The sequence below is a fragment of the Zavarzinia sp. genome (assembly GCF_049306435.1).
GTDB lineage: Bacteria > Pseudomonadota > Alphaproteobacteria > Zavarziniales > Zavarziniaceae > Zavarzinia.
Window position 1 is genome coordinate 1 of the sequence record NZ_JBAQRT010000153.1, and the last position, 25,055, is coordinate 25,055.

Annotated in this window: 29 protein-coding genes; 15 read left to right on the forward strand and 14 right to left on the reverse strand. The window is 67.1% G+C overall.

Annotation, left to right across the window (positions count from 1 at the left end):
• Positions 1-67: 67 nt before the first annotated feature.
• The gene (locus WAZ62_RS08485) at positions 68-1,258 is read right to left on the reverse strand and encodes an MFS transporter (RefSeq protein WP_422643088.1); all 1,191 of its coding nucleotides are present in this window, start codon (positions 1,256-1,258) and stop codon (positions 68-70) included.
• Positions 1,259-1,379: 121 nt separating this feature from the next.
• Here WAZ62_RS08485 and WAZ62_RS08490 point away from each other — a divergent pair, with 121 nt between their 5' ends.
• Complete coding sequence (locus WAZ62_RS08490) at positions 1,380-1,646, forward strand: hypothetical protein (protein WP_422643089.1); 267 nt, start codon at positions 1,380-1,382, stop codon at positions 1,644-1,646.
• 114 nt (positions 1,647-1,760) lie between these two features.
• Here WAZ62_RS08490 and WAZ62_RS08495 read toward each other — a convergent pair whose 3' ends face one another.
• Positions 1,761-2,234 (reverse strand): GNAT family N-acetyltransferase, encoded by a 474-nt coding sequence (locus tag WAZ62_RS08495; RefSeq protein ID WP_422643090.1) that lies wholly within the window; start codon positions 2,232-2,234, stop codon positions 1,761-1,763.
• Positions 2,231-2,545: a DUF1476 domain-containing protein gene (locus tag WAZ62_RS08500; RefSeq protein WP_422643091.1), complete on the reverse strand. Its 315-nt coding sequence runs from the start codon at positions 2,543-2,545 to the stop codon at positions 2,231-2,233. Before WAZ62_RS08500 ends, WAZ62_RS08495 begins: the two co-directional genes overlap by 4 nt.
• A gap of 228 nt (positions 2,546-2,773) precedes the next feature.
• Between WAZ62_RS08500 and purC the strand changes: the two genes are divergently transcribed.
• The 6 genes from purC (at position 2,774) to WAZ62_RS08530 (ending at position 8,003) form a co-directional block, all read left to right on the forward strand.
• A complete protein-coding gene (gene purC, locus WAZ62_RS08505) occupies positions 2,774-3,538 on the forward strand; it encodes a phosphoribosylaminoimidazolesuccinocarboxamide synthase (protein WP_422643092.1) in 765 nt (254 codons plus the stop codon).
• A gap of 127 nt (positions 3,539-3,665) precedes the next feature.
• Complete coding sequence (purS, locus tag WAZ62_RS08510) at positions 3,666-3,905, forward strand: phosphoribosylformylglycinamidine synthase subunit PurS (RefSeq protein WP_422643093.1); 240 nt, start codon at positions 3,666-3,668, stop codon at positions 3,903-3,905.
• 1 nt (position 3,906) lies between these two features.
• A complete protein-coding gene (gene purQ / locus WAZ62_RS08515; protein WP_422643094.1) occupies positions 3,907-4,599 on the forward strand; it encodes a phosphoribosylformylglycinamidine synthase subunit PurQ in 693 nt (230 codons plus the stop codon).
• The gene (gene purL / locus WAZ62_RS08520; RefSeq protein WP_422643095.1) at positions 4,599-6,794 is read left to right on the forward strand and encodes a phosphoribosylformylglycinamidine synthase subunit PurL; all 2,196 of its coding nucleotides are present in this window, start codon (positions 4,599-4,601) and stop codon (positions 6,792-6,794) included. The genes purQ and purL overlap by 1 nt, the downstream gene beginning before the upstream one ends.
• Before the next feature lie 105 nt (positions 6,795-6,899).
• Entirely contained in the window at positions 6,900-7,706 is an 807-nt protein-coding gene (locus WAZ62_RS08525; protein ID WP_422643096.1) for a transglutaminase-like domain-containing protein, read from the forward strand.
• Between the two features lie 60 nt (positions 7,707-7,766).
• Complete coding sequence (locus tag WAZ62_RS08530; protein ID WP_422643097.1) at positions 7,767-8,003, forward strand: BolA family protein; 237 nt, start codon at positions 7,767-7,769, stop codon at positions 8,001-8,003.
• A 132-nt stretch (positions 8,004-8,135) separates the two neighbouring features.
• Here the strand turns inward: WAZ62_RS08530 and WAZ62_RS08535 are convergent, their stop codons facing one another.
• A complete protein-coding gene (locus WAZ62_RS08535; protein WP_422643098.1) occupies positions 8,136-8,882 on the reverse strand; it encodes a M48 family metallopeptidase in 747 nt (248 codons plus the stop codon).
• A gap of 203 nt (positions 8,883-9,085) precedes the next feature.
• Here WAZ62_RS08535 and WAZ62_RS08540 point away from each other — a divergent pair, with 203 nt between their 5' ends.
• Entirely contained in the window at positions 9,086-10,147 is a 1,062-nt protein-coding gene (locus WAZ62_RS08540; protein WP_422643099.1) for a hypothetical protein, read from the forward strand.
• Between the two features lie 132 nt (positions 10,148-10,279).
• Here WAZ62_RS08540 and WAZ62_RS08545 read toward each other — a convergent pair whose 3' ends face one another.
• Together WAZ62_RS08545 and WAZ62_RS08550 are read right to left on the reverse strand one after the other, a co-directional pair.
• Positions 10,280-10,663 carry a hypothetical protein gene (locus WAZ62_RS08545; protein ID WP_422643100.1) on the reverse strand — a complete coding sequence of 128 codons (384 nt, stop codon included), beginning with the start codon at positions 10,661-10,663 and terminating at the stop codon, positions 10,280-10,282.
• 21 nt (positions 10,664-10,684) lie between these two features.
• The gene (locus WAZ62_RS08550) at positions 10,685-11,818 is read right to left on the reverse strand and encodes a CaiB/BaiF CoA transferase family protein (protein ID WP_422643101.1); all 1,134 of its coding nucleotides are present in this window, start codon (positions 11,816-11,818) and stop codon (positions 10,685-10,687) included.
• Between the two features lie 104 nt (positions 11,819-11,922).
• On the opposite strand from WAZ62_RS08550, the gene WAZ62_RS08555 reads away from it, so the two are divergent.
• The 3 genes from WAZ62_RS08555 to WAZ62_RS08565 are packed head-to-tail and all read left to right on the forward strand — an operon-like array spanning position 11,923 to position 14,742.
• A complete protein-coding gene (locus WAZ62_RS08555) occupies positions 11,923-12,501 on the forward strand; it encodes a phosphonate degradation HD-domain oxygenase (protein WP_422643102.1) in 579 nt (192 codons plus the stop codon).
• Positions 12,491-13,981 (forward strand): acyl-CoA synthetase, encoded by a 1,491-nt coding sequence (locus tag WAZ62_RS08560; protein WP_422643103.1) that lies wholly within the window; start codon positions 12,491-12,493, stop codon positions 13,979-13,981. The genes WAZ62_RS08555 and WAZ62_RS08560 overlap by 11 nt, the downstream gene beginning before the upstream one ends.
• Positions 13,978-14,742, forward strand: a complete 765-nt coding sequence (locus WAZ62_RS08565; protein ID WP_422643104.1) for a hypothetical protein — start codon at positions 13,978-13,980, stop codon at positions 14,740-14,742. Before WAZ62_RS08560 ends, WAZ62_RS08565 begins: the two co-directional genes overlap by 4 nt.
• Here WAZ62_RS08565 and WAZ62_RS08570 read toward each other — a convergent pair.
• The gene (locus tag WAZ62_RS08570) at positions 14,711-15,589 is read right to left on the reverse strand and encodes a DMT family transporter (protein ID WP_422643105.1); all 879 of its coding nucleotides are present in this window, start codon (positions 15,587-15,589) and stop codon (positions 14,711-14,713) included. The genes WAZ62_RS08565 and WAZ62_RS08570 overlap by 32 nt on opposite strands.
• An 82-nt stretch (positions 15,590-15,671) precedes the next feature.
• Between WAZ62_RS08570 and WAZ62_RS08575 the strand changes: the two genes are divergently transcribed.
• Positions 15,672-16,220 (forward strand): helix-turn-helix domain-containing protein, encoded by a 549-nt coding sequence (locus WAZ62_RS08575; protein WP_422643106.1) that lies wholly within the window; start codon positions 15,672-15,674, stop codon positions 16,218-16,220.
• A 4-nt stretch (positions 16,221-16,224) separates the two neighbouring features.
• On the opposite strand, the gene WAZ62_RS08580 is transcribed toward WAZ62_RS08575, so the two are convergent.
• Entirely contained in the window at positions 16,225-16,992 is a 768-nt protein-coding gene (locus WAZ62_RS08580) for an SDR family NAD(P)-dependent oxidoreductase (protein WP_422643107.1), read from the reverse strand.
• A gap of 92 nt (positions 16,993-17,084) precedes the next feature.
• Between WAZ62_RS08580 and WAZ62_RS08585 the strand changes: the two genes are divergently transcribed.
• Positions 17,085-17,975, forward strand: a complete 891-nt coding sequence (locus WAZ62_RS08585; protein WP_422643108.1) for an alpha/beta hydrolase — start codon at positions 17,085-17,087, stop codon at positions 17,973-17,975.
• A complete protein-coding gene (locus WAZ62_RS08590; protein WP_422643109.1) occupies positions 17,972-18,628 on the forward strand; it encodes a DsbA family oxidoreductase in 657 nt (218 codons plus the stop codon). The genes WAZ62_RS08585 and WAZ62_RS08590 overlap by 4 nt, the downstream gene beginning before the upstream one ends.
• A gap of 11 nt (positions 18,629-18,639) precedes the next feature.
• Here WAZ62_RS08590 and WAZ62_RS08595 read toward each other — a convergent pair whose 3' ends face one another.
• The 4 genes from WAZ62_RS08595 to WAZ62_RS08610 form a co-directional block, all read right to left on the reverse strand.
• Positions 18,640-19,152 carry a GNAT family N-acetyltransferase gene (locus WAZ62_RS08595; RefSeq protein WP_422643110.1) on the reverse strand — a complete coding sequence of 171 codons (513 nt, stop codon included), beginning with the start codon at positions 19,150-19,152 and terminating at the stop codon, positions 18,640-18,642.
• Positions 19,149-19,457 carry a DUF1778 domain-containing protein gene (locus WAZ62_RS08600; RefSeq protein ID WP_422643111.1) on the reverse strand — a complete coding sequence of 103 codons (309 nt, stop codon included), beginning with the start codon at positions 19,455-19,457 and terminating at the stop codon, positions 19,149-19,151. The genes WAZ62_RS08595 and WAZ62_RS08600 overlap by 4 nt, the downstream gene beginning before the upstream one ends.
• Before the next feature lie 124 nt (positions 19,458-19,581).
• Positions 19,582-21,009, reverse strand: coding sequence for an aldehyde dehydrogenase family protein (locus tag WAZ62_RS08605; protein ID WP_422643112.1), 1,428 nt, complete (start codon positions 21,007-21,009; stop codon positions 19,582-19,584).
• 156 nt (positions 21,010-21,165) lie between these two features.
• On the reverse strand, positions 21,166-21,687 hold the full coding sequence (locus WAZ62_RS08610) for a GNAT family N-acetyltransferase (protein WP_422643113.1): 522 nt from the start codon (positions 21,685-21,687) through the stop codon (positions 21,166-21,168).
• 383 nt (positions 21,688-22,070) lie between these two features.
• On the opposite strand from WAZ62_RS08610, the gene WAZ62_RS08615 reads away from it, so the two are divergent.
• On the forward strand, positions 22,071-23,504 hold the full coding sequence (locus tag WAZ62_RS08615; protein WP_422643114.1) for an amidase: 1,434 nt from the start codon (positions 22,071-22,073) through the stop codon (positions 23,502-23,504).
• Between the two features lie 50 nt (positions 23,505-23,554).
• On the opposite strand, the gene WAZ62_RS08620 is transcribed toward WAZ62_RS08615, so the two are convergent.
• Positions 23,555-24,406 carry a hypothetical protein gene (locus WAZ62_RS08620; RefSeq protein ID WP_422643115.1) on the reverse strand — a complete coding sequence of 284 codons (852 nt, stop codon included), beginning with the start codon at positions 24,404-24,406 and terminating at the stop codon, positions 23,555-23,557.
• Positions 24,406-25,055 (reverse strand): 4-(cytidine 5'-diphospho)-2-C-methyl-D-erythritol kinase (locus WAZ62_RS08625; protein ID WP_422643116.1); only part of this gene is annotated, 650 nt, incomplete at its 5' end. The genes WAZ62_RS08625 and WAZ62_RS08620, both read right to left, overlap by 1 nt.

Consider the following 25,055-nt stretch of genomic DNA (forward strand, 5'->3'; position numbering starts at 1 on the left):
TCCTGTTCCTGGCCCGGGCCGACAATCGCACCGTCGCCCTCGACCGGTTGCTGGCGGTGGTCGGCCCCTAGCTCGCCTCGGCCGGCCGCCAGAACAGGTGAATGAGCAAGCCGAGGAGCGACATGCCGAGACCGAACAGCGCGACCATGACCCAGCCGCCCGCGGCGAAAGCGGCGCTGGCGACCGTCGAGGAAATCGCGCCCGCGGTGAACAGGCTGGTCATGAAGACGGTGTTGATCCGGCTGCGCGCCGCGGGTTCCAGCGCGAAGATCCGGGCCTGATGGGCGACCATCGACAGTTGCACGCCGAAATCGAACAGCACGACGCCGACGATCAGCACGGCAAGGCCAGGCAGCACGGCGAAGCCGAGGAAACAGGCGGCGACGCAGACAAGGCCGACGGTGATGACCAGGGACGGGCCCCGCCGATCCGACAGGCGCCCGGCCAGCGGCGCCGCCAGGACGCCGACCACGGCGAGCGCGCCGAACAGACCGGCGACATCCGCGCCCAGATGAAATTCCGGCCCTTCGAGGTAAAGCGCGAGGGTCGACCAGAAGGCCGAGAAACAGGCGAACTGGCAGGCCTGCACCAGCGACGATTTCACCAGCAGCGGGTGGCGCCGCGCGACATCGACCAGCGAGGCCATCAGGGCGCCATAGCCGAGCCCCCGCCCGCCGGGCGCGAGGCCGCGCGGCAGGACCCGCGCCGACATCAGGCCAAGGCCGAGGGTCAGGGCGACGGCGGCGACATAGGTCGCCCGCCAGCCGAAATATTCGCCGACAAAGCCGGAAAAAGTCCGGGCCAGCAGGATACCGCCGAGCAGCCCGGCCATGACGAGGCCGAGCACCCGGCCCCGGTTACCATCGTCGGCGAGGGCGGCGGCGAAGGGAATGATCTGCTGGGCGATGGTCGCGGCGATGCCGATGACGACCGAGGCCGCGATGACCACCCCGAAACCGGGCGCCACCGCCATGACCGCGAGGGCAAGGCCCAGCACGACCGATTGCAGCAGAATCAGGCGCCGCCGGTCGAACATGTCGCCCAGCGGCACCAGGAACAGCAGCCCGAGGGCGTAGCCAATCTGGGTCGCCGTCGGCACCAGGCCGATCGACGCCGGGGAGACCCCGAGATCGGCCGCCATCAGCGCCAGCAAGGGCTGATTGTAATAGAGGTTGGCGACGGCGATGCCGCAGCCGATGGCCATCGCGAGGAACAGCCCCTGGCCCGCCCGGGGCCGCTCGATCGAAAGGTCGGTCATGTCCGTGATGATAGCCGAGCGAAACAGTCGGAATAGACGGCCCAACTGCACGGCCCCTTGCGGCCGGCGCATGTCCCGGCGCATGTCATTGTCACTTTTCCGCAACACCGACGAAGGTGTGATGATCGACACGGATCAAAACCCGGCGACGCGGCATTATCTCCGTGACGATCACGTCAGCCAACCATCGAGCCCGATCATGCGCCCCCTCGCCGCCCCCGTCCCCGCCACCGCCGCCACGACCACCGCCGCCGCTCCGGCCGCGCCAGTCGCCGCGCCCCAGCCGCAACAGAAGAAGCGCGAGCTTCGCCTGGTGCAGGCGGTTTATTCGGGCGGTGCCGGCGGCGCCACCGGCGTCGTGATCTTCGCCGACGAATCCGTCCGCTGAGGCTGTTTACCGGCCTCGCTTTCTCCGGCGTGATTTTCTACTGAACGTCGTCGTTCCGGCGCAGGCCAAGGCCTTCCGCCATTCGGGCAGACACATCCGCCAAGGCGGATCGCATCAGCGCAAAAGCACCCGGCGTTCCATGAAGATGCTGTTGGGATCGGCGTCATAGGCGCCGAAGGGACCGCGTTCGACGAAGCCGAGCGAGCGGTAGAGACTGAGCGCTTCGCCGTTGCGGATGCCGGTTTCGAGCCGGACCGGGGTCAGCCCCTCGTCATCGGCGCAGCTCAGCAGGAATTGCAGCAGGTGCCGGCCAAGGCCCCGGCCCCGGGCCGCGGGCGCCAGATACATGCGCTTGATTTCAGCGAAGCCGCCTGGGTCGCGCACCAGCGCGCCGCAGCCGACCGCCATGCCTTCCAGCCGGACGACCACGAAGGTGACATTCGGCTGCATCATGGCCTCGACATCGAGGAAATGATTGCTCTCGGCGGGATAGAGTTCGCTGTGGAAGGCATCGAGGGCCCGAATCAGCGGCAGGACTTCCGGCTGATCGGGCGCCTCGACCGAAATCTTGGCGTGGCCGCCGGTCATTCGATTTCGGCCAGGACCTTGTTGTTCAGCGATTCGATTTCCATGCGGATATGGCGATCGGTCAGCACGATGCCCTTGGCGATGAAATCGGTCAGGACCTTGCGGATCACGTCCTCGTCGCCGGCTTCGACGAAATCGGCGATCACGACTTCCTTGGCATAGGCATCGGCGGCCTCGCCCGACAGGCCCAGCTTCTCCGCAGCCCAGAGGCCAAGAAGTTTGTTGCGGCGCGCGACGGCGCGGAAACGCTTTTCCTCGTCGTGGGCGAACTTGGCCTCGAAGCTCTTTTCGCGGTCATTGAAGCTGGCCATTGGTGATCCCTCGGCAATAACGGGTGCATTGCGCGGATATAAGGCGATCCGACCCTTGCTTGGCAAGGGTTGTCGACCTGCCGAAAACAGGATGATCGCCGCATTGTTTATGTCGGCGCCCTCCTGTATGGTCCCGCTTCGCGCGGAGCCCGAGGGGGCTTGACCGCGCCGGCTTCGTTTTTCGACTGGCCAGAGGCCGCCCGGCCCCGCCAGAGGACCATATCACTCATGAGCCGCCGCAAGCAGATCTACGAGGGCAAGGCCAAGATCCTTTACGAAGGTCCCGAGCCTGGCACCCTGGTGCAGTATTTCAAGGATGATGCAACCGCCTTCAACAATCAGAAGAAGGGCACGGTCACGGGCAAGGGCGTGATCAACAACCGCATCTCCGAATATCTCATGACCCTCCTCAACGAGATCGGTGTTCCGACGCATTTCATCCGCCGGCTGAACATGCGCGAACAGTTGATCAAGGAAGTGGAGATCATCCCCCTTGAAGTCGTCGTGCGCAATGTCGCCGCCGGCTCGCTGTCGACCCGGCTCGGCATTCCCGAGGGCACCCAGCTGCCGCGTTCGATCGTCGAGTTCTTCTACAAGGCCGACGAGCTGAACGATCCGATGGTGACCGAAGAGCATATCACCGCCTTCGGCTGGGCCTCGCCCCAGGACATCGACGACATTCTGGCGCTGGCGCTGCGCGTCAATGATTTCCTGGTCGGCCTGTTCCTCGGCGTCGGCATCCGTCTTGTCGACTTCAAGATGGAATTCGGCCGCCTGTGGCAGAACGACGAGATGCGCATCATCCTCGCCGACGAGATCAGCCCGGACAATTGCCGCCTGTGGGACATCCGCACCAACGAGAAGCTGGACAAGGACCGCTTCCGTCGCGACCTCGGCGGCACCGCCGAGGCCTATCAGGAAGTCGCCCGTCGCCTGGGGATCCTGCCGGAAGGCGGCCCGCGCGACATGAAGGGCCCCGAGGTGATGCAGTAACAGGAAATCGTCGTCCCGGCGCAGGCCGGGACCTTTCCGGCGTTGGCTTCCATGCCCCGTCCGTCGAGAGATCCCGGCCTTCGCCGGGATGACGCATCAGATATTCGATGCAAATATAGGTGATCCCGTGAAAGCCCGCGTCCACGTCACCCTGAAACATGGCGTTCTCGACCCCCAAGGCAAGGCGATCGCCCATGCCCTCGGCTCCCTCGGCTTCGGCGGGGTCGAGGATGTGCGCCAGGGCAAGTTCCTCGAACTCGAACTGGCCGAAACCGACGCCGGCAAGGCCAGGGAACAGGTCAAGGCGATGTGCGAGAAGCTGCTCGCCAACACCGTGATCGAGAACTACACGATCGAGTTGCTCTGAGATGAAGGCGGCCGTCGTCGTCTTCCCCGGCTCGAATCGCGAACGGGATGTCGCCCTCGCCCTCAAGCGAGCCTCCTATACCAATCCGGCCTATGTCTGGCACGGTGACACCGAGCTGCCCGCGGGCACCGATCTCGTCGTCCTGCCCGGCGGCTTTTCCTACGGCGATTACCTGCGCTGCGGCGCCATGGCCTCGCTCTCGCCCGTGATGCGGGCGGTGAAGGATCACGCGGCGCGCGGCGGCTATGTCATCGGCATCTGCAACGGCTTCCAGATCCTGGCCGAGACCGGCCTCGTGCCCGGCGTCCTGATGCGCAACGCCTCGCTGCGCTTCGTCTGCCGCGACGTGCACCTGAAGGTCGAAACCACGAACAGCGCCTATACCGGCGGCTATCAGCCGGGCCAGGTGATCCGCGTGCCCGTCGCCCATGCCGAAGGCAATTACTTCGCCGACGGAGAGACGCTGAACCGCCTCGAGGGTGAAGACCGCGTCGCCTTCCGTTACTGCACCGAGGCGGGCGAGATCACGCCCGAGGCCTCGCCCAATGGCGCCATCCGCAACATCGCCGGCGTGCTGAACGAGAAGCGCAACGTGCTCGGCATGATGCCACACCCGGAAAACATGACGGAGGCGGTGGTCGGCGGGACCGACGGCGCCATCCTGTTCGACAGTCTGGCCAAGGCGCTCGCGTAATGACCAAGATCACGCCCCAAATCGTCGCCGAGCATGGCCTCGCCCCCGACGAATACGAACATGTTCTCGCCATCATGGGGCGGGAACCGAACCTGACCGAACTCGGCATCTTCTCGGTCATGTGGTCGGAACATTGTTCCTACAAATCCTCGCGCATCCATCTGAAGAAGCTGCCGACCAAGGGTCCGCAGGTGATCTGCGGCCCGGGCGAGAATGCCGGCGTCGTCGACATCGGCGACGGCCTCGCCGCCATCTTCAAGATGGAAAGCCACAACCACCCCAGTTACATCGAGCCCTATCAGGGCGCGGCGACCGGTGTCGGCGGCATCCTGCGCGACGTCTTCACCATGGGCGCACGGCCGATCGCCATCCTCGATCCCCTGCGCTTCGGCTCGCCCGAGCATCCGAAGACGAAGCATCTCGTCTCCGGCGTCGTCGCCGGCATCGGCGGCTACGGCAATTGCATGGGCATTCCGAACGTCGGCGGCGAATGCACCTTCCATCCGGCCTATGACGGCAACATCCTCGTCAACGCCATGACGGTGGGCATCGCCCATACCGACAAGATCTTCTATTCGGCGGCGGCGGGCATCGGCAATCCGGTGGTCTACGTCGGCTCGAAGACCGGGCGCGACGGCATCCATGGCGCCACCATGGCCTCGGCCGAATTCGACGAGAAATCGGAAGAGAAGCGTCCGACCGTGCAGGTCGGCGATCCCTTCGTCGAGAAGCTGCTGCTCGAAGCTTGCCTCGAGCTCATGGCGGGCGACGCCATCGTCGCCATCCAGGACATGGGCGCGGCCGGCCTCACCTCCTCCTCGGTCGAAATGGCCTCGAAGGGCGGCGTCGGTCTCGAACTGATCCTCGACAATGTGCCCCAGCGCGAAACGCATATGACGGCTTACGAGATGATGCTCTCGGAGTCGCAGGAGCGGATGCTGATGATCCTGAAGCCGGGTCGGGAAGACGCGGCGCGGGCCATCTTCGAGAAATGGGGCCTCGACTTCGCCGTGATCGGCCAGGTGACCGACACCGGCCACCTCGTGCTGAAGCACCGGGGCGAAGTGGTGGGCGACATTCCGGTCGCCCCGCTGACCGACGAAGCCCCGCTTTACGACCGGCCCTGGGTGCCGACGCCGAAACAGGCGAAGGTTCTGTCCAAGGACGTGCCGGCGGCCAATGACCTCGGCGCCACGCTGATCAAGATGCTGGGCACGCCCGATCTTTGTTCGAAACGCTGGATCGTCGAGCAATACGACCATCTGGTCGGCGGCGACACCATCGTGCGGCCCGGCGGCGATGCCGCCGTGGTCCGCGTGCGCGATCACGCCACCAAGGGCCTCGCCCTCACCACCGACTGCACCCCGCGCTATTGCTTCGCGGATCCGGTCGAGGGCGGCAAGCAGGCGGTCGTCGAGACCTATCGCAACATCACCGCGACCGGCGGCCTGCCCCTCGCCATCACCGACTGCATGAATTTCGGCAACCCGCAGCGGCCGAACATCATGGGCCAGTTCGTCGGCGCCGTCGAAGGCATATCGGCGGCCTGCATCGCCCTCGACTACCCCGTCGTCTCGGGCAATGTCTCGCTCTACAACGAGACCATGGGCACCGGCGTGCAGCCGACCCCGGCCATCGGCGGCATCGGCCTTCTGGAAGACTACACCCGCTCCGCCTCGATCCGCTTCAAGGCGACGAGCGAGACCATCCTGCTCGTCGGTGAGACCGAGGGCTGGCTGGGCGCCTCGATCTACCTGCGCGACATCGCGGGCCGGGAAGACGGCGCGCCGCCGCCGGTCGACCTCGCCGCCGAGAAGCGCAACGGCGATTTCGTGCGCGGCCTGATCCGTCACGGCGAAGTCGTCACCTGCCATGACGTCTCGGACGGCGGGCTTCTGGTCGCCATCGCCGAAATGGCCCTGGCGGGCGGTATCGGCGCCACCCTGGCGACGCCGGAGACCCCTGTGCCCCTGCACGCCTTCTGGTTCGGCGAGGATCAGGGGCGTTATCTGATGACGGTTCCGGTCGACCGGGTGGAAAGCATCGTCGATCAGGCGAAGGCGGCGGGCGTGCCGTTGCAGGTCATCGGCACCACCGGCGGCGACAGCATCAGCGTCGACGGTGCGCACAAAGCAGGCATCGCCGATCTGCGTGCCGAATATGAGGGCTGGCTGCCCCGTTATATGGCAAACTGATTTTCATCCGATTTGACGATACGGCGGGACCGATCGCGGTCCCGCCGTTTTTATTTCACCGATGCCCTGTCGAAAGGCACCCGTGACCTTTGTGAAGGAAGACCAGTGAAGATTCGCCTTGGCTACGACATCAGCTATTTTCTGCCCAACCCCACGCCGATGGTGGTCATGCTGAGCGTCCACGCCTCCCGCATGGGCGATCTTCTCGAACCCGACGAATTGAAGACCGTGCCCCAGATGCCGGTGCACTATTACTATGACGGCTTCGGCAATCGCTGCGCCCGCCTGATGGCCCCGGCCGGGATGCTGAACCTGAAGTGCAGCACCTCGATCACCGACAGCGGCCGGCATGACGTCGTCCCGACCGACGCGCCGCAGATCCTGGTGCAGGACCTGCCGGACGAAACCATCGTCTATCTGCTCGGCAGCCGTTACTGCGAGACCGACAAACTGTCGGATATCGCCTGGAACCTGTTCGGCAAGACGCCGCTGGGCTGGCCCCGGGTGCAGGCCATCCTCAGCTTCGTGCATGGTCACATCAAGTTCGACTACATGCAGGCGCGCTCGACCAAATCCGCCTTCGATGTCTATCAGGAGAAGGTCGGCGTCTGCCGCGACTACGCCCATCTGGCCGCCGCCTTCCTGCGCTGCATGAATATCCCGACCCGCTATTGCACCGGCTACATGGGCGACATCGGCGTGCCGCGCGACGCCAACCCGGATGATTTCAGCGCCTGGCTGGAAGTCTATCTGGGCGGGCGCTGGTACACGGTCGATGCCCGCCACAACAAGCCGCGGATCGGCCGCATCCTGATCGCCCGCGGCCGCGACGCCTCGGACGTGCCGCTGACCAACACCTTCGGTGCCCATGTCCTCAAGGGCTTCAAGGTGATCAGCGAAGAGATCGTTTGAGTTTGAACCGGCCGGGCACCTTGCGATAGCTTGGCGCGGCACGATTCAGGAGTGATGGCGATGGCGATGGAAGCGGGACAGATCAAGAGCCTGATCGAGGCGGCCTTTCCCGATGCCGTCGTCGTGATCGAGGATCTGCGCGGCGACGGCGATCATTACGCCGCCCAGGTCACCTCCGCCGCCTTCAAGGGCAAGAGCCGGGTGCAGCAGCACCAGATGGTCTACAAGGCCCTGCGCGGCGCCATGGACGGCGAACTCCACGCCCTCGCCCTCCAGACGCAGGCCCCGGCGGAGTAAGCGCCGAACGAGCCTCATCCGGGTCGAGGTTCCGGCCTGCGCCGGAACGACGACTGAAATTATCTTCGCCTCACTCCCCTAAATCGTCATCCCGGCGAAGGCCGGGATCTCGCGCAGAACGATGCGCGCCCCCTACCCCCGCGCCTTGGCCGCCTCGTAGAGCGGCATCGCGGCCGGGATCTGCTGTCGCAGGCGCTGGATGCGGTTGGCGTCCGAGGGGTGGGTCGAGGCGAATTCGAGGGGTTTGCCGTTGGCGCCCTTCTGGGCCGCCATGCGCTGCCACAGGCTGACCGAGGCGTTGGGGTCGTAGCCGGCCCTGGCCATGGTGGTGAGGCCGCCGGCATCCGCCTCGTATTCCTGATCGCGCGAGAAGGGCAGGATGACGCCATAGGAAACGCCGGCGCCGATCAGGCCGGCGATCCGGTCCGCGCCCTCGACCCCGCCGATGCCGAGGCCGATCTGGGCGAGCTGGACACCGAGCTGGCCGGCCTTCTGGGTGCCGATGCGCTGGGCGGCGTGGCGGCGCTGGACGTGGGTGACTTCATGGCCGATCACGGCGGCCAGCTGGTCGTCGCTGGAGACGAGGTTCAGGAGGCCCTGATAGACGCCGACCTTGCCGCCCGGCAGGGCGAAGGCGTTGATCTGCGGATCGTCGAACAGGGCGAATTCCCAATTATAGGCCCGCCCAAGGCCCGAGGCATCGACCACCCGGCGCGAGACCCGGGCCACCTGATCCCGCCCCTTGGCGCTGCCCGAGAGTTTTTCCTTGGTCTTGAGGTTGGACCAGGCCTGAAGCCCCATGCGGTTGAGGTCGGCGTCATTCGGCTCGAGACCGCGGCCCACGGTGGTGCAGCCGGCCAGGGTCCCGGCGGCGGCCACCGCCAGGAACCCGCGGCGAGAGACCGAACAACACAGACCAAAGCACGTGACCATCGGCACAATCCCCGTTTTCGCGCATGTCATCAAACCGGCGGAATTCCGTCCATCCGGACAGGCCCCATCGATTGGCACATGATTGTGCCATAATATTGGCTATGCTCGCTTCCCGACAGATCGAAACCGTTTCCCAGCGAGTCCTCATCTTGACCTTTCTTCGCGCCACCACCCGTCTCGCCGGCCCCGGGCTTGTTCTTGCCTGCCTTGTCGCGGGTGGCCCGGCCTTCGCCCAGGATGCCCCCCTGCCCGCTCCGCTGGCGGCGCCGCAGCAGGCGGAGACCTTCGCCCTCGGCGACTGGTCGCTGGATGTCTTCCGCCTGCCGGGCACCAACGAGGCGCTCTGTGTCGCGACCAGGACCTATCCGAACGGCGACCGCTTCGGCCTCATCCTCGGCGAGAAGGGGCGCGGTCTCCTTTATGGCCGGCCGGGCCTTCAGGTGAAGGAAGGCACGAGCATGGATTTCGGCTTCTCGGTCGACGAGCGGCCGCCCCTGCGCCTGCCCGGCACCGCCTATGACCCGACCTCGATCATGAGCGCCCCGCTGCCCTCGCCCGAGGGCGAGAAGCTCTATGAGATCTTCGCCAAGGGCGGCAAGGTCATCATCGGCTCGAACCAGCTCAAGCTCAGGTCCGAGGCCATGGATCTCGCCGGCTCGGACCAGGTGATCAAGGCCCTCGACCATTGCGCCGAAGCCAACGCCATCAAGGTCGTCCATCGCGAGACGGCGGCGGCGACGCCGGGCCAGCCCTCCACCGGGGCGTCGGTCGCCGGCTCCACCTTCGATAGCGCGCCAACGTCACCCACACCCACTCCCACCCCGGCCCCTGCCGCGGCGGAGCCGCCGACAGCCACCTCGGCCGCCATTCAGGCCGCGATCTCGGCCGAGGCGAAGAAGCGGAAGGCCGGCGTCGGCTATGCCGTCGCCCTGCCCAAGGATGTGACCGGCGACAAGAAGGACGACATCGTCCTCATCTTCGTCCTCCTCGAGGGCGAGACGCGGAAAGGCTATGCCACGGTGCTGAAGGCGACGGGCAAGGACAAATATACCGCGCTGAACACCGTGCCGCTCGGCGGCGTGCCGACCAATGATCCGCCGATCTTCACCACGACCGGCATGTCGGTCGGCCTCGAAGCCGGGCCGGACGGCAAGGCCCGGGACGTCGAGATCGTCATCACGGCGAAAAGCCTGACGGTGCAGAAGAAGTAATCAACCGGCCCCGGCCGCGCCTCTTTCTTTGTCGTCCCGGCGAAGGCCGGGATCTTGGGCAAGCAAAGGCGACTCTCTCGTCCAAAGGCCCCGGCCTTCGCCGGGACGACGAATGTTCCCCTTCTCTCGGCGCTAGTCGCCGCCGACCGCGAGGTCGGCGCGCAGGGCCCGCGTGGTATCGACCGCGCGGGCCAGCAGATCCTCGATCCGGTTCATCCGCTCCTCGAGGCGGAGCATGGCCAGTTCGACCGCCTCCATCCGCTCCTCGAAGGGGCCGGCCGGCGGTGCTTCCTCGGGCACGGTGCCGACGCCGGCCCGTTTCGCCAGTTCCGTCGCCGACACCGCCAGCAGGGCGGCGAGGGTCGCGACCTCAAGCGGTTTCAGCTCGCGCTGGTCCTTGAACAGGTCCTCGACCGCGTCATCGGAAATGTGAAGGACGGCGCCGATCGATGCCCGGCCGAGGCCGAGCACCCGCAGGCGCTGATCGAACCAGTCCGCATCGAAGAACAGCGCCACCCTTCCCCCCGTTGGCAGAATTCAGGCGACGGCCCCCGCCACCTTCAGCTTTGCCGCATCATCGGCGGAAATGCCCCAATCGGCCAGAACTTCGTCAGTATGCTGGCCGGGCAGCGGCGGCGCGGCGGGGACGGCCGGCACGGTGCGGCTGAACCGGGGCGCCGGGGCCGGCTGGACGTTGCCATCCTGCGCGAAGAAGGTGCCGCGCTCGACATTGTGCGGATGGCGGGCCGCCTCGTCCATCGACAGCACGGGGGCGAAGCAGACATCGGTGTTTTCCATGATCGCGCACCATTCGTCGCGCGTCCTGGCCTTGAACACCTCGGCCAGTCTGTCCTTCATCTCGGGCCAGCGGCCGATATCCATCTGGTTGCCGAAAACCTCGGTGTCGAGTTCGGCGAGGCGCAGCAATTCGGCATAGAACTGCGGCTCGATCGAGCCGATGGAGACCCATTTGCCGTCGCGGGTCTCATAGGTCTCGTAGAAATGGGCGCCGGTATCGAGCAGATTCACGCCGCGCTCGTCCTGCCACAGGCCCTGCGCCTTCATGCCATACATCATGGTCGACAGCAGGGCGGCGCCGTCGATCATGGTGGCATCGACCACCTGACCCTTGCCGCTGGCGCGCGCCTCGATCACCGCCGCCAGCAGGCCGAAGGCGAGGAACATGGCACCGCCGCCGAAATCGCCGACGAGATTGACCGGCGGCACCGGCTTCTCGCCCTTGCGGCCGATCATGTGCAGGGCGCCCGACATGGCGATGTAATTGATGTCGTGGCCCGCCGCCTTGGCCATCGGCCCGGTCTGGCCGAAGCCGGTCATGCGGCCATAGGCGATCGCGGGGTTGCGGGCGAGGCAATCCTCAGGCCCGAGGCCGAGACGTTCCATCACGCCCGGGCGGAAACCTTCGAGGATGATGTCCGCCTTCTCGACCAGCTTCAGCACGGTCTCGACCCCTTCGGGCTTCTTCAGGTCGACGACGATCGAGCGCTTGCCGCGGTTGAGGTAATCGAACTTCGGGTTCACCACGCCGAATTTCGCCGAACGCTCGACGCGGATCACGTCGGCGCCCATGTCGGCGAGCAGCATGGCGCAGAAAGGACCCGGCCCGAGCCCCGCGATTTCGACGACCTTCATGCCTTTCAACGGACCCATCTCGCGCTCCCCTTATTGTCATCTTCCTCGGTTAGTACAGGTTTTTAACCGTGACGTGAACAAAGGTCACGAGCATTATGGCGCCCATCCCGAGGATACGAGTCATGACGTCGCGAAAGCCCGCAACCGAGATCGTCGATACCATCGCCCGGCTCTATGCCGAACGCGGCGCCGTGCCCTATGAAGGCGGCGAATCGGTCAGCCAGCTCGCCCATGGCCTGCAGGCGGCCGCCTGCGCCGAGCGGGCCGGGGCGGCCCCCGGCCTTGTCGCCGCGGCGCTGCTGCATGACATCGGCCACCTGATCGACCCCAAGGGCGAAGCCGCCGCGGTCGAGGGTTACGATGCCCGCCACGAGGATGGCGGGGCCGATCACCTGGCCCGGTTCTTCGGGGCCGAGGTCGCCGATCCCGTCCGCCTGCATGTCGCGGCCAAGCGCTATCTCTGCGCGATGAAGCCCGGTTATTTCGAACGGCTCTCGCCCGCCTCGGTGCGCAGCCTCGCGCTGCAGGGCGGGCCGATGTCGGCGGCGGACGTCGCCGCCTTCGACGCCCTGCCCCATGGCCGCGACGCCCTGCGCCTGCGGGTCTGGGACGAGGAGGCGAAGGTCGTCGGCCTCGAGGTGCCGGGCTTCGACCATTATCGCTTGCTGCTGGAAAGCCTTGTCACATCCGATGGTGCCTGAACATTTCAACATGGCCCGCTACTGCCTCGACGGGCATGACGCGGGCAAGACCGGGCTGATCCTCGCCGGGGCCCATGACGACGAGGTCTGGAGCTTCGGCGCCTTGCGCGATGCCGTGCTGCGGGTCGCGCGGGGCTTGCTGGACGCTGGCTTGCGCCCCGGCGACCGGCTGATGATCCGCATGGACAATGACGCCGCCTATGCCCTGACCTGGTTCGGGGCCATCGCCGCCGGCATCGTCGCCCTGCCCTCCTCGTCCCAGCTCACCGGGGCGGAGGCGGAATTCCTGCTGACCGATTGCGGCGCCCGGGCGATCGCCACCGGCGCCGGTATGAATGATCTTTCCGTGCCGGACGGCGTCTCGGTCATCCCCGCCGCCGCCATCCGCGACTGGGCGGCGAATGGCGCCCTGGGCGATTTCGCCGACACCGCGGCCGACGATCCCGCCTTCCTCGTCTATACCTCCGGCACCACGGGCAAGCCCAAGGGCGTGCTGCACGGCCAGCGCAGCGCCTATGGCCGGCGGCCGATGTATCAGGGCTGGTACGGCATTTCGGGCGACGACCGGGTGCTGCACGCCGGCGCCTTCAACTGGACCTATACGCTGGGCGTCGGCCTGACCGACCCCTGGGCCAATGGCGCCACCGCCTGCCTCTACAATGGGCCGCGCGACGCCATGGTCTGGCCCCGGCTGATCGAGCGGTTCCGCGCCACGATCTTCGCCACCGTGCCCGGCCTCTACCGCCAGATCCTGAAATACGGCGAGCCGGGCGCGCACGACCTGTCGAGCCTTCGCCACGGCTTGACCGCGGGCGAGAGCCTGCCGCCCGTCATCCTGCGCGAATGGCGCGAGACCGTGGGCACCGAGCTTTACGAAGCCCTCGGCATGTCGGAAATCTCGACCTATATCAGCCAGTCGCCGCCCGGCCCCGCCCGCCCCGGCAGCCCGGGCAAGGCCCAGCCGGACCGGCGCATCGCCATCCTCGACCCCGAGAGCGGCGCGCCGCTGCCGACGGGCGAGATTGGTCTTCTCGCCATCCATCGCAGCGACCCGGGCCTCATGCTCGGCTACTGGCAGCGCCCGGCCGAGGAAGCGGAAGTGTTTCGAGGTGAATGGTTCGCGGGCGGCGACCTCGCCCATCTGGACGAGGATGGTTACGTCTGGTTCCACGGCCGCAACAACGACCTGATGAATGCCGGCGGTTACCGGGTCTCCCCCCTCGAGGTCGAAGCCGCGCTGTCCGGCCATCCCGGCATCGCCGATGTCGCCGTCGCCGAGCGTCAGGTGTCGGAGACCACCTCGGTCATCTGCGCCTATGTCGTTCCGCGCGACGGCGCCGCCATCGACCGGGACGCCCTGCTGGCCCATGCCGCCGGAAAACTCGCCGCCTACAAGCGGCCGAAAGAGGTGATCGTGCTGGACAGCCTGCCACGCACCGCCAACGGCAAGATCATGCGCCGGGCGCTGGCCCTGCTGTGAGCACGCTCGCCCGCTATCCCTTCGCCACGGCGACGGAAGGCCTCGCCGACGACTGGCGCGCCCTGCTCGAAGCGCCAGCGGCCCGGCTCGACCCCGCCTATCTGGGAGGGCTGGAGGCACAGGACTGGTTGCCCGGCCCCCGCTACCTGCTGGCCGCGCTGCACCGCGTGCCGCTGACTTCCGTCGGGGCGGTGCTGATCGGGGAGTCGCCTTATCCGCGCAAGGAATCGGCGATCGGCGAAGCCTTCAACGACGGCGCCGTGGGCGATCTGTGGTCGCCTGCCGGCCTGTCGAAGCCCGTCAACCGCGCCACCTCCATGCGCAACATCATGAAGATGCTGCTGGTCGCCGAGGGGTTGATTTCGCCGGAGGCGCGGGCGGAGGAGATCGCCGCCCTCGACCCCGCCGCCCTCGGCTTCGTGCCGACGATGGCGGCGCTGTTCGACCGCATAAGGCAGGAAGGCATCCTCTGCATCAATGCGATCCCGGTGCTGACCGCCAGCAAGGCCCGCGATGCGAAAGCCTGGGAAGGGTTCATGGACGCCTTCCTCGCCGGGTTGCACCGCGCGCGGCCCGAGGCGAAGCTGCTTTTGTTCGGCAATTTCGCCATGAAGCTGGCCGATCTGCCGGGCGCGGCAGGCTTTCCCGTCCTCACCGCCGAACACCCCTACAACATCGGCTTCATCAACGACCGGAATGTGCAGGATTACTTCCGTCCGCTGCGGCTGCTCAGGGCCGGCGGCGGAAGCGCAGGGCGTTGATCGCGATACTGCCGACGATCAGCGCCGCGCCGACGAGGCCCGCCAGCGGCAGGCGCTCGCCCGCCGCCCTGCCGATCAGCCCGGCCCAGACCGGCTCCATGGCATAGATCAGGGTCGCCCGCGTCGGCGTCAGGCGGCGCTGGGCCCAATACATCGCGACATGGATCATCACGGTGGCGACGCCAAGCCCGCCGGCACAGGCGAGAAGCAGCGGCGTATGCGCCGGAATGCCTTCCCCCGCCGCGCCCGTGGCGCCGAAGGTGAGCACGGCGACGGTGACGAGTTGCACCGCGGAGACCCGGCGCGGGTCCATCCGCTTGGCATAGGCGCCGATGGCGACGATCTCGAAGGCGATGATGAAGGTGCTGAGGATGGTCAGGATCTGGCCCCGCCCGGCTTCGACATCGAGGGCATCCGGCCCCGCCAGCAGGGCCATGCCGACGAAGGCCATGACGATGCCGACCAAGGCCACATTGCCCGGCCGCTCGCGCATGAACAGCCATTGCCCGATCGGCACCAGCGGCACATAGAGCGCGGTCAGAAAGGCCGAGGTCGAGCTGGGAATCCATTGCAGCGCCACCGCCTGCATCCCGTTGGCGACCGCGACCGCGACCCCCGTGGCAAGGCCGACGAACAGCTCCAGCCGGGTGACGCCCAGCAGATGGCGGCCCGACACCGCGACCAGGCAGACCGTGGCGACGACATAGCGCAGGGTCTGGAAATAGAGCGGGCCGGAATCCGTCAGCGCCGTCTGGATGATCAGGAAGGTGGCGCCCCAGATCGCCGTGATGCCGAGCAGGACGAGGGCGGGCACGAGTTCCCCCACCGGCGCCGACACCGCCCGCATGTCCCCCTGATCGACCGCCATGACTTGCCCAAGCCCCCGATGCGCAATAAACTGCACAATGGCTTTGAGCAATATAGTGCACATGTCGGAACGTCAAGCGCCGGTCCTCGGCCATCTCGCCGCCAATCTGAAGCGCCTGCGCCAGCAGGCGGGTCTCAGTCAGGAAGCGCTCGCCCAGGCCTCCGGGGTCAGCCGGCGGATGCTGGTGGCGATGGAATCCGGCGACAGCAACGTCAGCCTGTCCACCCTCGACCGCATCGCCGCCGCCCTTGGCGTGATGCTGCCGGATCTGATCGTCGACCGCGAAGCGGCGGGCCATAGCCCCGTGCTCGCCTGGCAGGGCTCGAGCGGCGCCAGTCAGGCGCATCTGCTGCAATCCGCCCCGGCGAGCCGCTTGGCCGAGCTGTGGCAATGGAGCCTCGCCCCCGGAGAGCGCTACCATTCCGCCGCCGCCCCGGGCGACTGGTGGGAGATGGTCTTCGTCCTCGACGGCACGCTAACCATCGCCCTGCCCGGCGAGACGATCACGCTCGCCGCCGGGCAGTCCCACGCTTACCGCGCGGACGGCCCCTTCGACTTCGCGAACGAAGGCGACGCGTCGCTGCGCTTCCTGCGCAATGTCATAATCTGATAGATCACATCAACAACTGGGCATCGTCGACGTTGACGATGGCGCCGGTCATGAAATCGGAGCGGGGGTCGAGCATCAGCGCGATGATACCGTCCAGATCCTCGACCTTGCCGATGCGGCCGCGCGGGAAGCGGGCCATGAACTTCTGCCCGGGCTCCGAGCGGAAGAAATCGGCGTTGATCTCGGTCTCGATGTAACCGGGGCAGATCGCGTTCACATTGATGCCGTGGCGCGCCCATTCGATGGCCATGGCCTTGGTCATCTGCACCACCGCCGCCTTGGAGATGCAATAGACCGAGAGTTTCGGCAGCACCCGCATCCCGGCGATGGAGGCGATGTTGACGATGCGGCCCCTGGCCTTCCGCTCGATGAAGCGCCGGCCCGCCGCCTGGGCGAGGAAATAGACCGCCTTCACATTGGTGTTCATGATCCAGTCGTAATTCTCGGCCGTTTCCTTCTCGATGCTGCTGCCACCGCCGACGCCCGAATTGTTGACGAGGGCATAGAGCGGGCCGAGGGCCGCCTCGGCCGATTGCAGCGCCGGCTCGACCGCCGCAAGGTCGGTAACGTCGAGGGGAACGGCATGGGCCTTGATTCCCTCCGCCGCCAACTCCTCGACCAGGCTGGCCAGCCGCTCCACCCGGCGACCCGAGACGGAGACGGCGGCGCCCATCCGGCCGAGCACGAGGGCGAAACGCCGGCCGAAGCCCGAGGTCGCGCCGGTGATGAAGATGTGACGGCCGGCAAGCGGCAGCTGGGTGGTATCGGTCATGGCTCTCCCCTGTTTTTGCGTCTTGCCCGGCCTTTCAGCACGGGCAACCATGCCGCCCAACAACATAAATACAAAAGGGAGAGCAAGCGTTCATGAGCATTCAGGAGATGACCGCGATCCGGGCCGCCCTCGCCGCCACCGACCGGGCGAGCCTGTCCCTCGAGGATACCCGCGCGCTTTACGAGACGATCGCGCCGCCGGTCGATCCCGACGACCGCACGGGTGTCGAATTGCTGGACATCGCCGGTTGCCCGGCCGAATTCGCCACGCCCGAGGGCGCGGCGGGCGATGCCGCCCTCCTCTATCTCCATGGCGGCGGCTATTGCCTCGGCTCGCTGAACACCCACCGGCGCCTCGCCTGGAGCATCGCCAGGGCCGCCGGCATAACTTCGCTCGCGATCGATTACCGGTTGGCGCCGGAAGCGCCCTTCCCCGCCGCCGTTGATGATGCGCTCGCCGCCTACCGCCACCTGCTCGACAAGGGCTTCGCGCCGTCGCGCATCGTCGTCGCCGGTGATTCGGCGGGGGGCGGCCTCAGCCTCGCCCTTATGCTGGCGGCGCGGGACGCCGGCCTGCCGATGCCCGGCGCCGCCTTCCTGATCTCGCCCTGGGTCGACCTGTCGAACAGCCTGCCGACCATCGCCACCAAGGCGGAGGAGGACCCGATGATCAGCAAGGCCCGGCTCGATGGCTTCACCGGCGCCTATATGGGCGGCGATGACACGCGGCACCCCCTGGCCTCGCCGCTGCACGGCGATCTGGCCGGCCTGCCGCCCGTCCTCATCCATGTCGGCGCCGCCGAATGCCTGCTCGACGACGCGGTGCTGGTCGCCGGGCGACTGGGGGCGGCCGGGGTCGACACACGGCTCGAAATCTGGCCGGATATGATCCATGTCTGGCATTTCTTCGCCCCCATGCTGAGCGAAGGGCGCGAGGCGATCGCCAGGGCCGGCGGCTGGATCGGGGAAAGGCTGCATCAATGACGACGGAACCCGTCACCATCGAGATCGTCTCGGACATGGTCTGTCCCTGGTGCTGGATCGGCAAGCGCCGGCTGGACAGCGCCCTCGAACAACTGCCCGACATCGCGGTGGAACGGGTCTGGCGGCCCTATATGCTGAACCCAGACATGCCCGCCGAGGGCATGGACCGGGATAGCTATCTCGCCGCCAAATTCGGCGCCGAGCGTCTGCCCCGCCTGCACGAACCCCTGGCCGAGATCGGCCGGCAGGAAGGCATCCCCTTCGATTTCCACGCCATCCGCAAAATGCCGTCCAGCCTCGACGCCCATCGCCTCGCCCGCTGGGCACGCAGCGCCGGGGTTCAGCCCGCGGTGATCGAGGACCTGTTCAGCCGCTATTTCGAGAAGGGGGAGGATATTTCCGATCCCGTCGTCCTGCTCGACGTCGCGGAACAGGCCGGCATGGATGCCGCCATCGTCGCCGAACTGCTGGCCGGCGATCAGGATAGCGACCTCGTCCGGCGCGAGGACGACCTCGCCCGCCGCATCGGCGTGACCGGCGTGCCGACTTATGTCATCAACCAGAAATGGGCCGTTGTCGGCGCCCAGCCGGCCGAAAGCTGGCTGGAAATCCTGCGCAGGGTCGCGGCCGGCGAGGACCTGTCGGCGGGGTGAAGGCCCGCATCTTATCCGAAGGCGGCGATCACCGTTTCGATGGGCAGGAACAGGGTACGGCTGTCAGCGGGATATTCGATGAACTCGGCACAGGAGAGGTAGAAACGCTTGGCGTTCTCATCCTTGGCCTGTACCAGAACAGCGGCGATGCCGATGCTGCGCGACGCGGCCGCGATGCGGCGCAGGGCATCCGACAGCAAGTCCGCGCCAAGTCCCCGCCCCGCATATGCGCGGCTGACCGCCAGCCGCCCAATCACCGATACCGGCACGGTATCCGGCGCATTGCGTCTCAGCCTGCCCGGCGCGTCGGCTCGCAACACCGCCCCTGCGGAAAGGCAATAATAGGCTGCAACTCGGTTAAAATCGCAGACGACATAGGTGCGGGAAAACCGACTTTCATTCTTGAGCGCGCGTGATCTCAACCAGTCATTGAGAGCTACCACGCCGCAATCGAAATCGGCTGGATCATGACTAGCGGTCAGTGCCGTCGGTGCCGACAATGAAGGCAGGACGCGGTCCCTCACCTTTCCCACGCGGGGACCCGGCGCAACAGGGCGGTCAGCCTGGGTCCGGGGACAGGGGGATTATCGATCGCCCGGGTAAAGGCATCGAAATGCTCGGGATCCAGCTCGAACAAGCGCTGATCGAGCAGAACATCAATCGCGACAGCACGCGCGCTGTCGATCATGAACTCGGTCCGCGTCTTGCCCAGCATCGCCGCCGCCTCATCGATCAGCTGGCGTGTTCGCCCGTCAATGCGCAGGTTGATGCTGCCCTTGACTTCAGCAGCCGGCACTTTCTCGGAAGATAGTTTAGCCTTGTACATCATCTTAGCTTGGGCCTTCGTATCCACATTGTCAATACAGACCCTGCCCGTCACAGCCGCGTAGAAGCCAAGAAAAAAACCCCGCCGGTGACCGGCGGGGTTTCGCGTATCGGATGGGAGCCGGATCTTATTCGCCGTAGCCGACGATGCCCTTGATCTCGAGGAAGTCGTGGATGCCCCAGTCGGCGTATTCGCGGCCGTTGCCCGACTGCTTGAAGCCGCCGAAGGGTGCCTGGGTGTCCCAGTCGGGATAGTTGATGTTCACCGTGCCGGCGCGCAGCTCGCGGGCGACCGCGCGGGCATGGTCGAGGTTGGTCGAGGCGATATAGGCGGCAAGGCCATAGACCGTGTCGTTCGCCTTCTCGATCGCCTCGGCTTCGGTCTCGTAGGGCAGGATCGACAGCACCGGGCCGAAGATTTCCTCGCGGGAGATGGTCATGCCATGCTCGACATTGCCGAAGATCGTCGGCTTCACGTAATAGCCGCGGTTCAGCCCGTCCGGCCGGCCGAGGCCGCCGGTGACCAGGGTCGCGCCCTCGTCGATGCCGGACTGGATCAGGCGCTGCACCTTGTCGAACTGGATCTGCGAGACCAGCGGACCCAGCACCGTGTCTTCCGCCAGCGGATCGCCGACCTTGTGGGTCTCGGCGGCGGCCCTGGCGATTTCGAGCGCCTCGGCATGGCGGTCGGCCGGGACGAACATGCGGGTCGGCGCGTCGCAGGACTGGCCCGAATTGCCGAAACAGCCGCCGACACCGGCGGTGACCGCCGCCTGCAGGTCCGCGTCCGGCAGGATGATATTGGGCGACTTGCCACCCAACTCCTGCGCCACGCGCTTCACCGTATCCGCCGCCGACTTGGCAACGATGATGCCGGCGCGGGTCGAGCCGGTGAAGGAGACCATGTCGATGCCGGGATGCGAGGCGATGACCTGGCCGACATCCGGCCCGGTGCCGTTCACGAGATTGAACACGCCCGCAGGAATGCCCGCCGCGTGCATGATCTCGGCGAAGACGATGCCCGAGATCGGCGCGATTTCCGACGGCTTCAGCACCATGGTGCAGCCCGCCGCGATGGCCGGCGCGACCTTGCAGACGATCTGGTTCAGCGGCCAGTTCCACGGCGTGATCAGGCCGACGACACCGATCGGCTCCATCACGATGCGGGTCGAGCCCCGGGGATATTCGAAGGTGAAGTCTTCCATCGCCTGGATGGTGGCTTCCATGTGGACCTGACCGGCCCAGGCCTGCGCCCCGCGCGCGAAGGACAGGGGCGCGCCCATCTCCTGGGTCACCGCCTGGGCGATATCCTCGTAACGCTCGTTATAGATCTCGAGGATGCGCTTCAGCATCGCCAGGCGTTCCGCCTTCGGCGTCTTGGCGAAGGCGGGGAAGGCGGCGCGGGCGGCGGCGACGGCGCGGTCGACATCGGCGGCGGTGCCGACCGAGATCTTCGTATAGGCCTCTTCCGTCGCCGGATTGATGACGTCGAGCGTCGCCGGCACCAGCGGGTCCACGAAGGCCCCATCGATATAGAATTTCAGATGATTGGACATCGGGTTCCCCTCACGGCGCTGGGCAGGACGCAAACTCTAGCCCGATTCGGGCACAAGCCAAGCCATGTCCGCCACGATCCTCTTTCGGGGATGGCCACGCAAAGCCCGCGCCATCAAAGCTTGGTTTGATGGCGGCTCAACCGATGTGGCGACAGGTCAGGCGACGCCGCGCGCGCGCTCTTCCGCGGGCAGCCATTTCCCGATCATGCCCGAGAGATTGTCGACCGCGCCCGGCACCAGGGCCCGGGCGAGGAAGCGCTTGCGATCGACCCAGCCGGGCAGATCCAGCCGGTCGCAAGGCTCGCGCCGGAAGCCGAATTTGACGTAATAGTCGAAATCGCCGACCAGGATCACGATCCGGTGGCCCTTGCGCTGGGCCTCGGCGAGACCGTGCCACATCAGGGCGGCGCCGATCCCCTCGGCGCGCCGCCGGGGATCGACCGCCAGGGGGCCGAGCAGGATCGCCTCGATATGGCCGCCGATCAGGATCGGCCAGAAGCGAAGCGAGCCGACCAGCTTGCTGTGGTCATAGGCGACGAAGCAAAGCTCGGGCACCGGCGGCACGCCGTCCCTGAACTTGTAGACCGTCTTCGAAAAGCGCTCGGGCCCGAACGCGGTATCGATCAGGGCTTCGATGGCGGGGCCGTCTTCCGGCCGTTCCTGCATGAGGGTGGTCATTGTGCTGCGCTGCCAGGACTGGGGCGGTAGGCCGCCCGGAACTCACGTCATTCCACGCCGGGGAGCCAGCGCGGATACCTAGCGCCGGCGCGAAGCCAGGGCGAGGACCTGACCACGGGCGCGCGGGCGCGAGCCTGCAGGCCGGGGCATGGCCCCGGGCAGGCACGGGCTTCGTCGTCGCAGCTGGATCGTCGTCATGAATCACTCCTAACACAATCAGGGCGCGGACCCAAACATCGTTCCGCGCCCCGAACCTCGGGTCCATGGGCGTTGCAGAACGGCAACTGTCCGACAGGTGTTGCTCCCGATCACGGCATGGGCGAGAATTTCGCCCCCGGATTGAAGGCAACAAACAAAAGATGGATCCGGCAAGGGGGCTGCAGATGATCGGTATCGATGATTACACGGCAAGGGATGCGCTCGGGCTGGCGGAACTTGTGTCGCGGGGCGAAACCACGCCGGACGAATTGCTGGATCACGCGCTGGCCCTGGTGGCGCGGCGCAATCCCGCCATCAATGCCGTCATCGCGCTGAACGAGGCGGACGCGCGGCGCCAGATCGACCGGGGCCTGCCGCGCGGCCCCTTCACCGGCGTTCCGATGCTGATCAAGGACCTGAACGCCCATATCACGGGCTGGCCCCTGACCAACGGCAGCCGCCTGTTCGAAGGCTTCGTCTGCGATCACGACAGTGTCCTGATCGAGCGCTATCGCCGGGCCGGTTTCGTCCTGTTCGGACGCACCACCTCGCCCGAATTCGGTCTGACCTCGACCACCGAGAACGTGCTGGACGGCAAGACCCGCAATCCCTTCGACCTGACGCGGACGTCGGGCGGCTCCTCGGGCGGGGCTTCGGCGGCGGTCGCGGCCGGCATTGTCCCCCTCGCCCATGCCTCGGACGGCGGTGGCTCGATCCGTATTCCCGCTGCCTGCTGCGGTCTGTTCGGCCTGAAACCCAGCCGCGGACGCATCAGCATGGCCCCGGACGCGGGCGAAGGCTGGGGCGGCATGTCGACGGTCCATGCGGTCAGCCGCAGCGTCCGGGACTCGGCGGCGCTTCTCGACGCGACCGATGCCCCGGTGCCGGGCGACCCCTATGTGGCGCCGACCTCGCGGCGACCGTCGCTTTATGAAATCGGCGTGCCCGTGGGCCGCCTGCGTATCGCCCTGTGCCTGCGGGCGATGAATCCGACCGAACTGGGCGCCCCGGCGCTCGATGCCATCGCCCACATGAAGGCGGTGCTCGCCGATCTCGGCCATGAAGTCATCGAAGTCGGCAGCCTGCCGGTGGACGGGCCGGCGCTCAGCATCGCCCAGCAGGGCGTGATCGCGGCCAATGTCGCCCGTGTCATCGATCTGCGGCGGAAAGCCATGGGCCGTGATGATGTTCCGGTCGAAACCGTGACCGCCTTCCTCGCCGAAGGGGGCCGCAGCCTGCCGGTCACGGCCTATCTCGACGGCATCGCGGCCGTCCACCAGGCCGGGCGCCAGATGGCCGACTTCCTCGACACCGGGCGCTTCGACCTGCTGTTGACGCCGTTGCTGCCCGACAGCCCGCCGGAGATCGGCGTGCTCTCGCTCAGCCCGGCCGATATCGGCGACTATGCGGCGGCCATCGCGCGCTACACCGCCTATACCGGGCTGCAGAACATGACGGGCCAGCCGGCCATGTCGATCCCGGTCGGGCGCGATGCCCTTGGCCTGCCCCGGGCGGTCCAGTTCGCCGGACGCCTGGGCGATGAAAGCCTGCTGATCCGCCTCGCCGCCCAGATCGAGAAGATCGCGCCCTGGGACGACCTTCGTCCGCCCCTCGGCTGAAGCCCGGCAGGAGTTGCGGCGTACCAGCGACGAGACCGCCCGGGGCAGTCTCAGCGCTTCTTCCAGAGGGCGAGGAAGTCGAGGATCGCCTGGCGCCCCACGCCGCTCGACAGGACGGCATGTCCCTCCCCATGCTGCAGCACCAGGGAGCGGGCATTGGGCCGGCCGGCCATGAATTCACCGCAGTCGCCCGACTGGCCGACCGCGACACCTTCCGCGTACCAGGGATCATCGGAGGCGACGATGCTCAGCACCGGCTCCATCGGCGGCGAGGCAAGGCCGGCGACAATGGGCGCGCCATGGCAGGTCCAGGCGGCGATGACGCGACCGCGCAGATTGTCCCCACGATAAAGCGCCGCCGCGACCGCGCCTTCGCTGCCGCCAAGAACGAACAGATCGCCCGAATCGGCCCAGGGCAGGCTGGCGATATTGTTGATGGCGAAAGACAGTTCGGTCAGGCGGAAATCATAGACGAAGAGATTGAAACCACCGCGCCCGGTCGCGACATCGCATTGCAGCGGGCGATAGCGCCGCGCCATGGAATCGGGCGCGATCACCAGATAGCCCGCCCCGGCCAGGAAGCGCAGGGTGGACAGGTCGCCCAGGCCAGTGCAGCCATGCAGATAGATGATCGTGGTCGGCGGCCGCTCCCAGGCCGGCGGTTTCGCCATCACGTCCGCCATGCGCGCCAGAATGACCGGATCGCCGTCACGCACCGGGGGCAACGCGACCACGGCCTGATACCAGGTCAGCTCGATGTCCGACAAGGTGCCGCCGCCCGTGGCCTCCCCGGGCACGGCATCCGTGACCCGGCGGGATGACGAGCAGGCCGACAGGGTCAGGGCCAGCAGCGCGGTGATCAGAACCACGCCCCGCCGGGACGCAAGGCGCCAGTCGATCATCAAGGCCTCTCCCGCCCCTGCCACATCCCGCCGCCGGCGACCCACCATTCGGGCCGCGCCCGGCGCAGGCCCTCGGCCCCCGCGAGCGCCGATGCCCGGTCCGCGCACAGGCCGAAGCAGGTTGCCCCCGAACCGCTCATCCTCGCAAGCAGAACGCCATCCGTTGCCTCGAGGGCCGACAGGATTTCCCCGATGACGGGGCACAGCGCGATCGCCGGCGACTGCAGGTCGTTGCGCTGGGCCCGCAGGACCTCGACCAGATCCAGGCGCCCGGCCGGCAGGTCGCCGCCAGGCAGCGGCGGGCCGAATCGCCCGGCGAGGGCGCGGAACACCGAAGGTGTCGGCAGGGCCAGGCGCGGATTGACCAGGATGATGCCCAGCCCCGACAGGGCGTCGCGAACCCCGCCGGACAGAGGCGTGACGATCTCGCCGATGCCCGACATGAGGGCCGGCCGGCTGTCGAGGCAGACTGGAACATCCGCGCCCAGGGACAGCGCGAGCGCCCGCAGGGCCGCCCCGTTGAGGCTGCGGGACCACAGCCGTTGCAGAAGACGCAGCACGGCCGCCGCGTCGGCCGAGCCACCGCCAAGACCGGCGGTGACCGGCAATTCCTTGTCGAGGCGGATGGCGGCGCCGGCATAGCGAAGTC

Coding starts and splice junctions, on each gene's coding strand:
- purL (WP_422643095.1), top strand. CDS start 4,599: ATGACCAAGATCACGCCCCAAATCGTCGCCGAGCATGGCCTCGCCCCC.
- WAZ62_RS08495 (WP_422643090.1), bottom strand. CDS start 2,234: ATGACCGGCGGCCACGCCAAGATTTCGGTCGAGGCGCCCGATCAGCCG.
- WAZ62_RS08490 (WP_422643089.1), top strand. CDS start 1,380: ATGATCGACACGGATCAAAACCCGGCGACGCGGCATTATCTCCGTGAC.
- WAZ62_RS08485 (WP_422643088.1), bottom strand. CDS start 1,258: ATGACCGACCTTTCGATCGAGCGGCCCCGGGCGGGCCAGGGGCTGTTC.
- WAZ62_RS08585 (WP_422643108.1), top strand. CDS start 17,085: ATGAGCATTCAGGAGATGACCGCGATCCGGGCCGCCCTCGCCGCCACC.
- WAZ62_RS08615 (WP_422643114.1), top strand. CDS start 22,071: ATGATCGGTATCGATGATTACACGGCAAGGGATGCGCTCGGGCTGGCG.
- WAZ62_RS08605 (WP_422643112.1), bottom strand. CDS start 21,009: ATGTCCAATCATCTGAAATTCTATATCGATGGGGCCTTCGTGGACCCG.
- WAZ62_RS08570 (WP_422643105.1), bottom strand. CDS start 15,589: ATGCGGGCGGTGTCGGCGCCGGTGGGGGAACTCGTGCCCGCCCTCGTC.
- WAZ62_RS08530 (WP_422643097.1), top strand. CDS start 7,767: ATGGCGATGGAAGCGGGACAGATCAAGAGCCTGATCGAGGCGGCCTTT.
- WAZ62_RS08590 (WP_422643109.1), top strand. CDS start 17,972: ATGACGACGGAACCCGTCACCATCGAGATCGTCTCGGACATGGTCTGT.
- WAZ62_RS08500 (WP_422643091.1), bottom strand. CDS start 2,545: ATGGCCAGCTTCAATGACCGCGAAAAGAGCTTCGAGGCCAAGTTCGCC.
- WAZ62_RS08610 (WP_422643113.1), bottom strand. CDS start 21,687: ATGACCACCCTCATGCAGGAACGGCCGGAAGACGGCCCCGCCATCGAA.
- purQ (WP_422643094.1), top strand. CDS start 3,907: ATGAAGGCGGCCGTCGTCGTCTTCCCCGGCTCGAATCGCGAACGGGAT.
- WAZ62_RS08560 (WP_422643103.1), top strand. CDS start 12,491: ATGGTGCCTGAACATTTCAACATGGCCCGCTACTGCCTCGACGGGCAT.
- WAZ62_RS08620 (WP_422643115.1), bottom strand. CDS start 24,406: ATGATCGACTGGCGCCTTGCGTCCCGGCGGGGCGTGGTTCTGATCACC.
- WAZ62_RS08575 (WP_422643106.1), top strand. CDS start 15,672: ATGTCGGAACGTCAAGCGCCGGTCCTCGGCCATCTCGCCGCCAATCTG.
- WAZ62_RS08600 (WP_422643111.1), bottom strand. CDS start 19,457: ATGATGTACAAGGCTAAACTATCTTCCGAGAAAGTGCCGGCTGCTGAA.
- WAZ62_RS08555 (WP_422643102.1), top strand. CDS start 11,923: ATGACGTCGCGAAAGCCCGCAACCGAGATCGTCGATACCATCGCCCGG.
- purC (WP_422643092.1), top strand. CDS start 2,774: ATGAGCCGCCGCAAGCAGATCTACGAGGGCAAGGCCAAGATCCTTTAC.
- WAZ62_RS08550 (WP_422643101.1), bottom strand. CDS start 11,818: ATGGGTCCGTTGAAAGGCATGAAGGTCGTCGAAATCGCGGGGCTCGGG.
- WAZ62_RS08580 (WP_422643107.1), bottom strand. CDS start 16,992: ATGACCGATACCACCCAGCTGCCGCTTGCCGGCCGTCACATCTTCATC.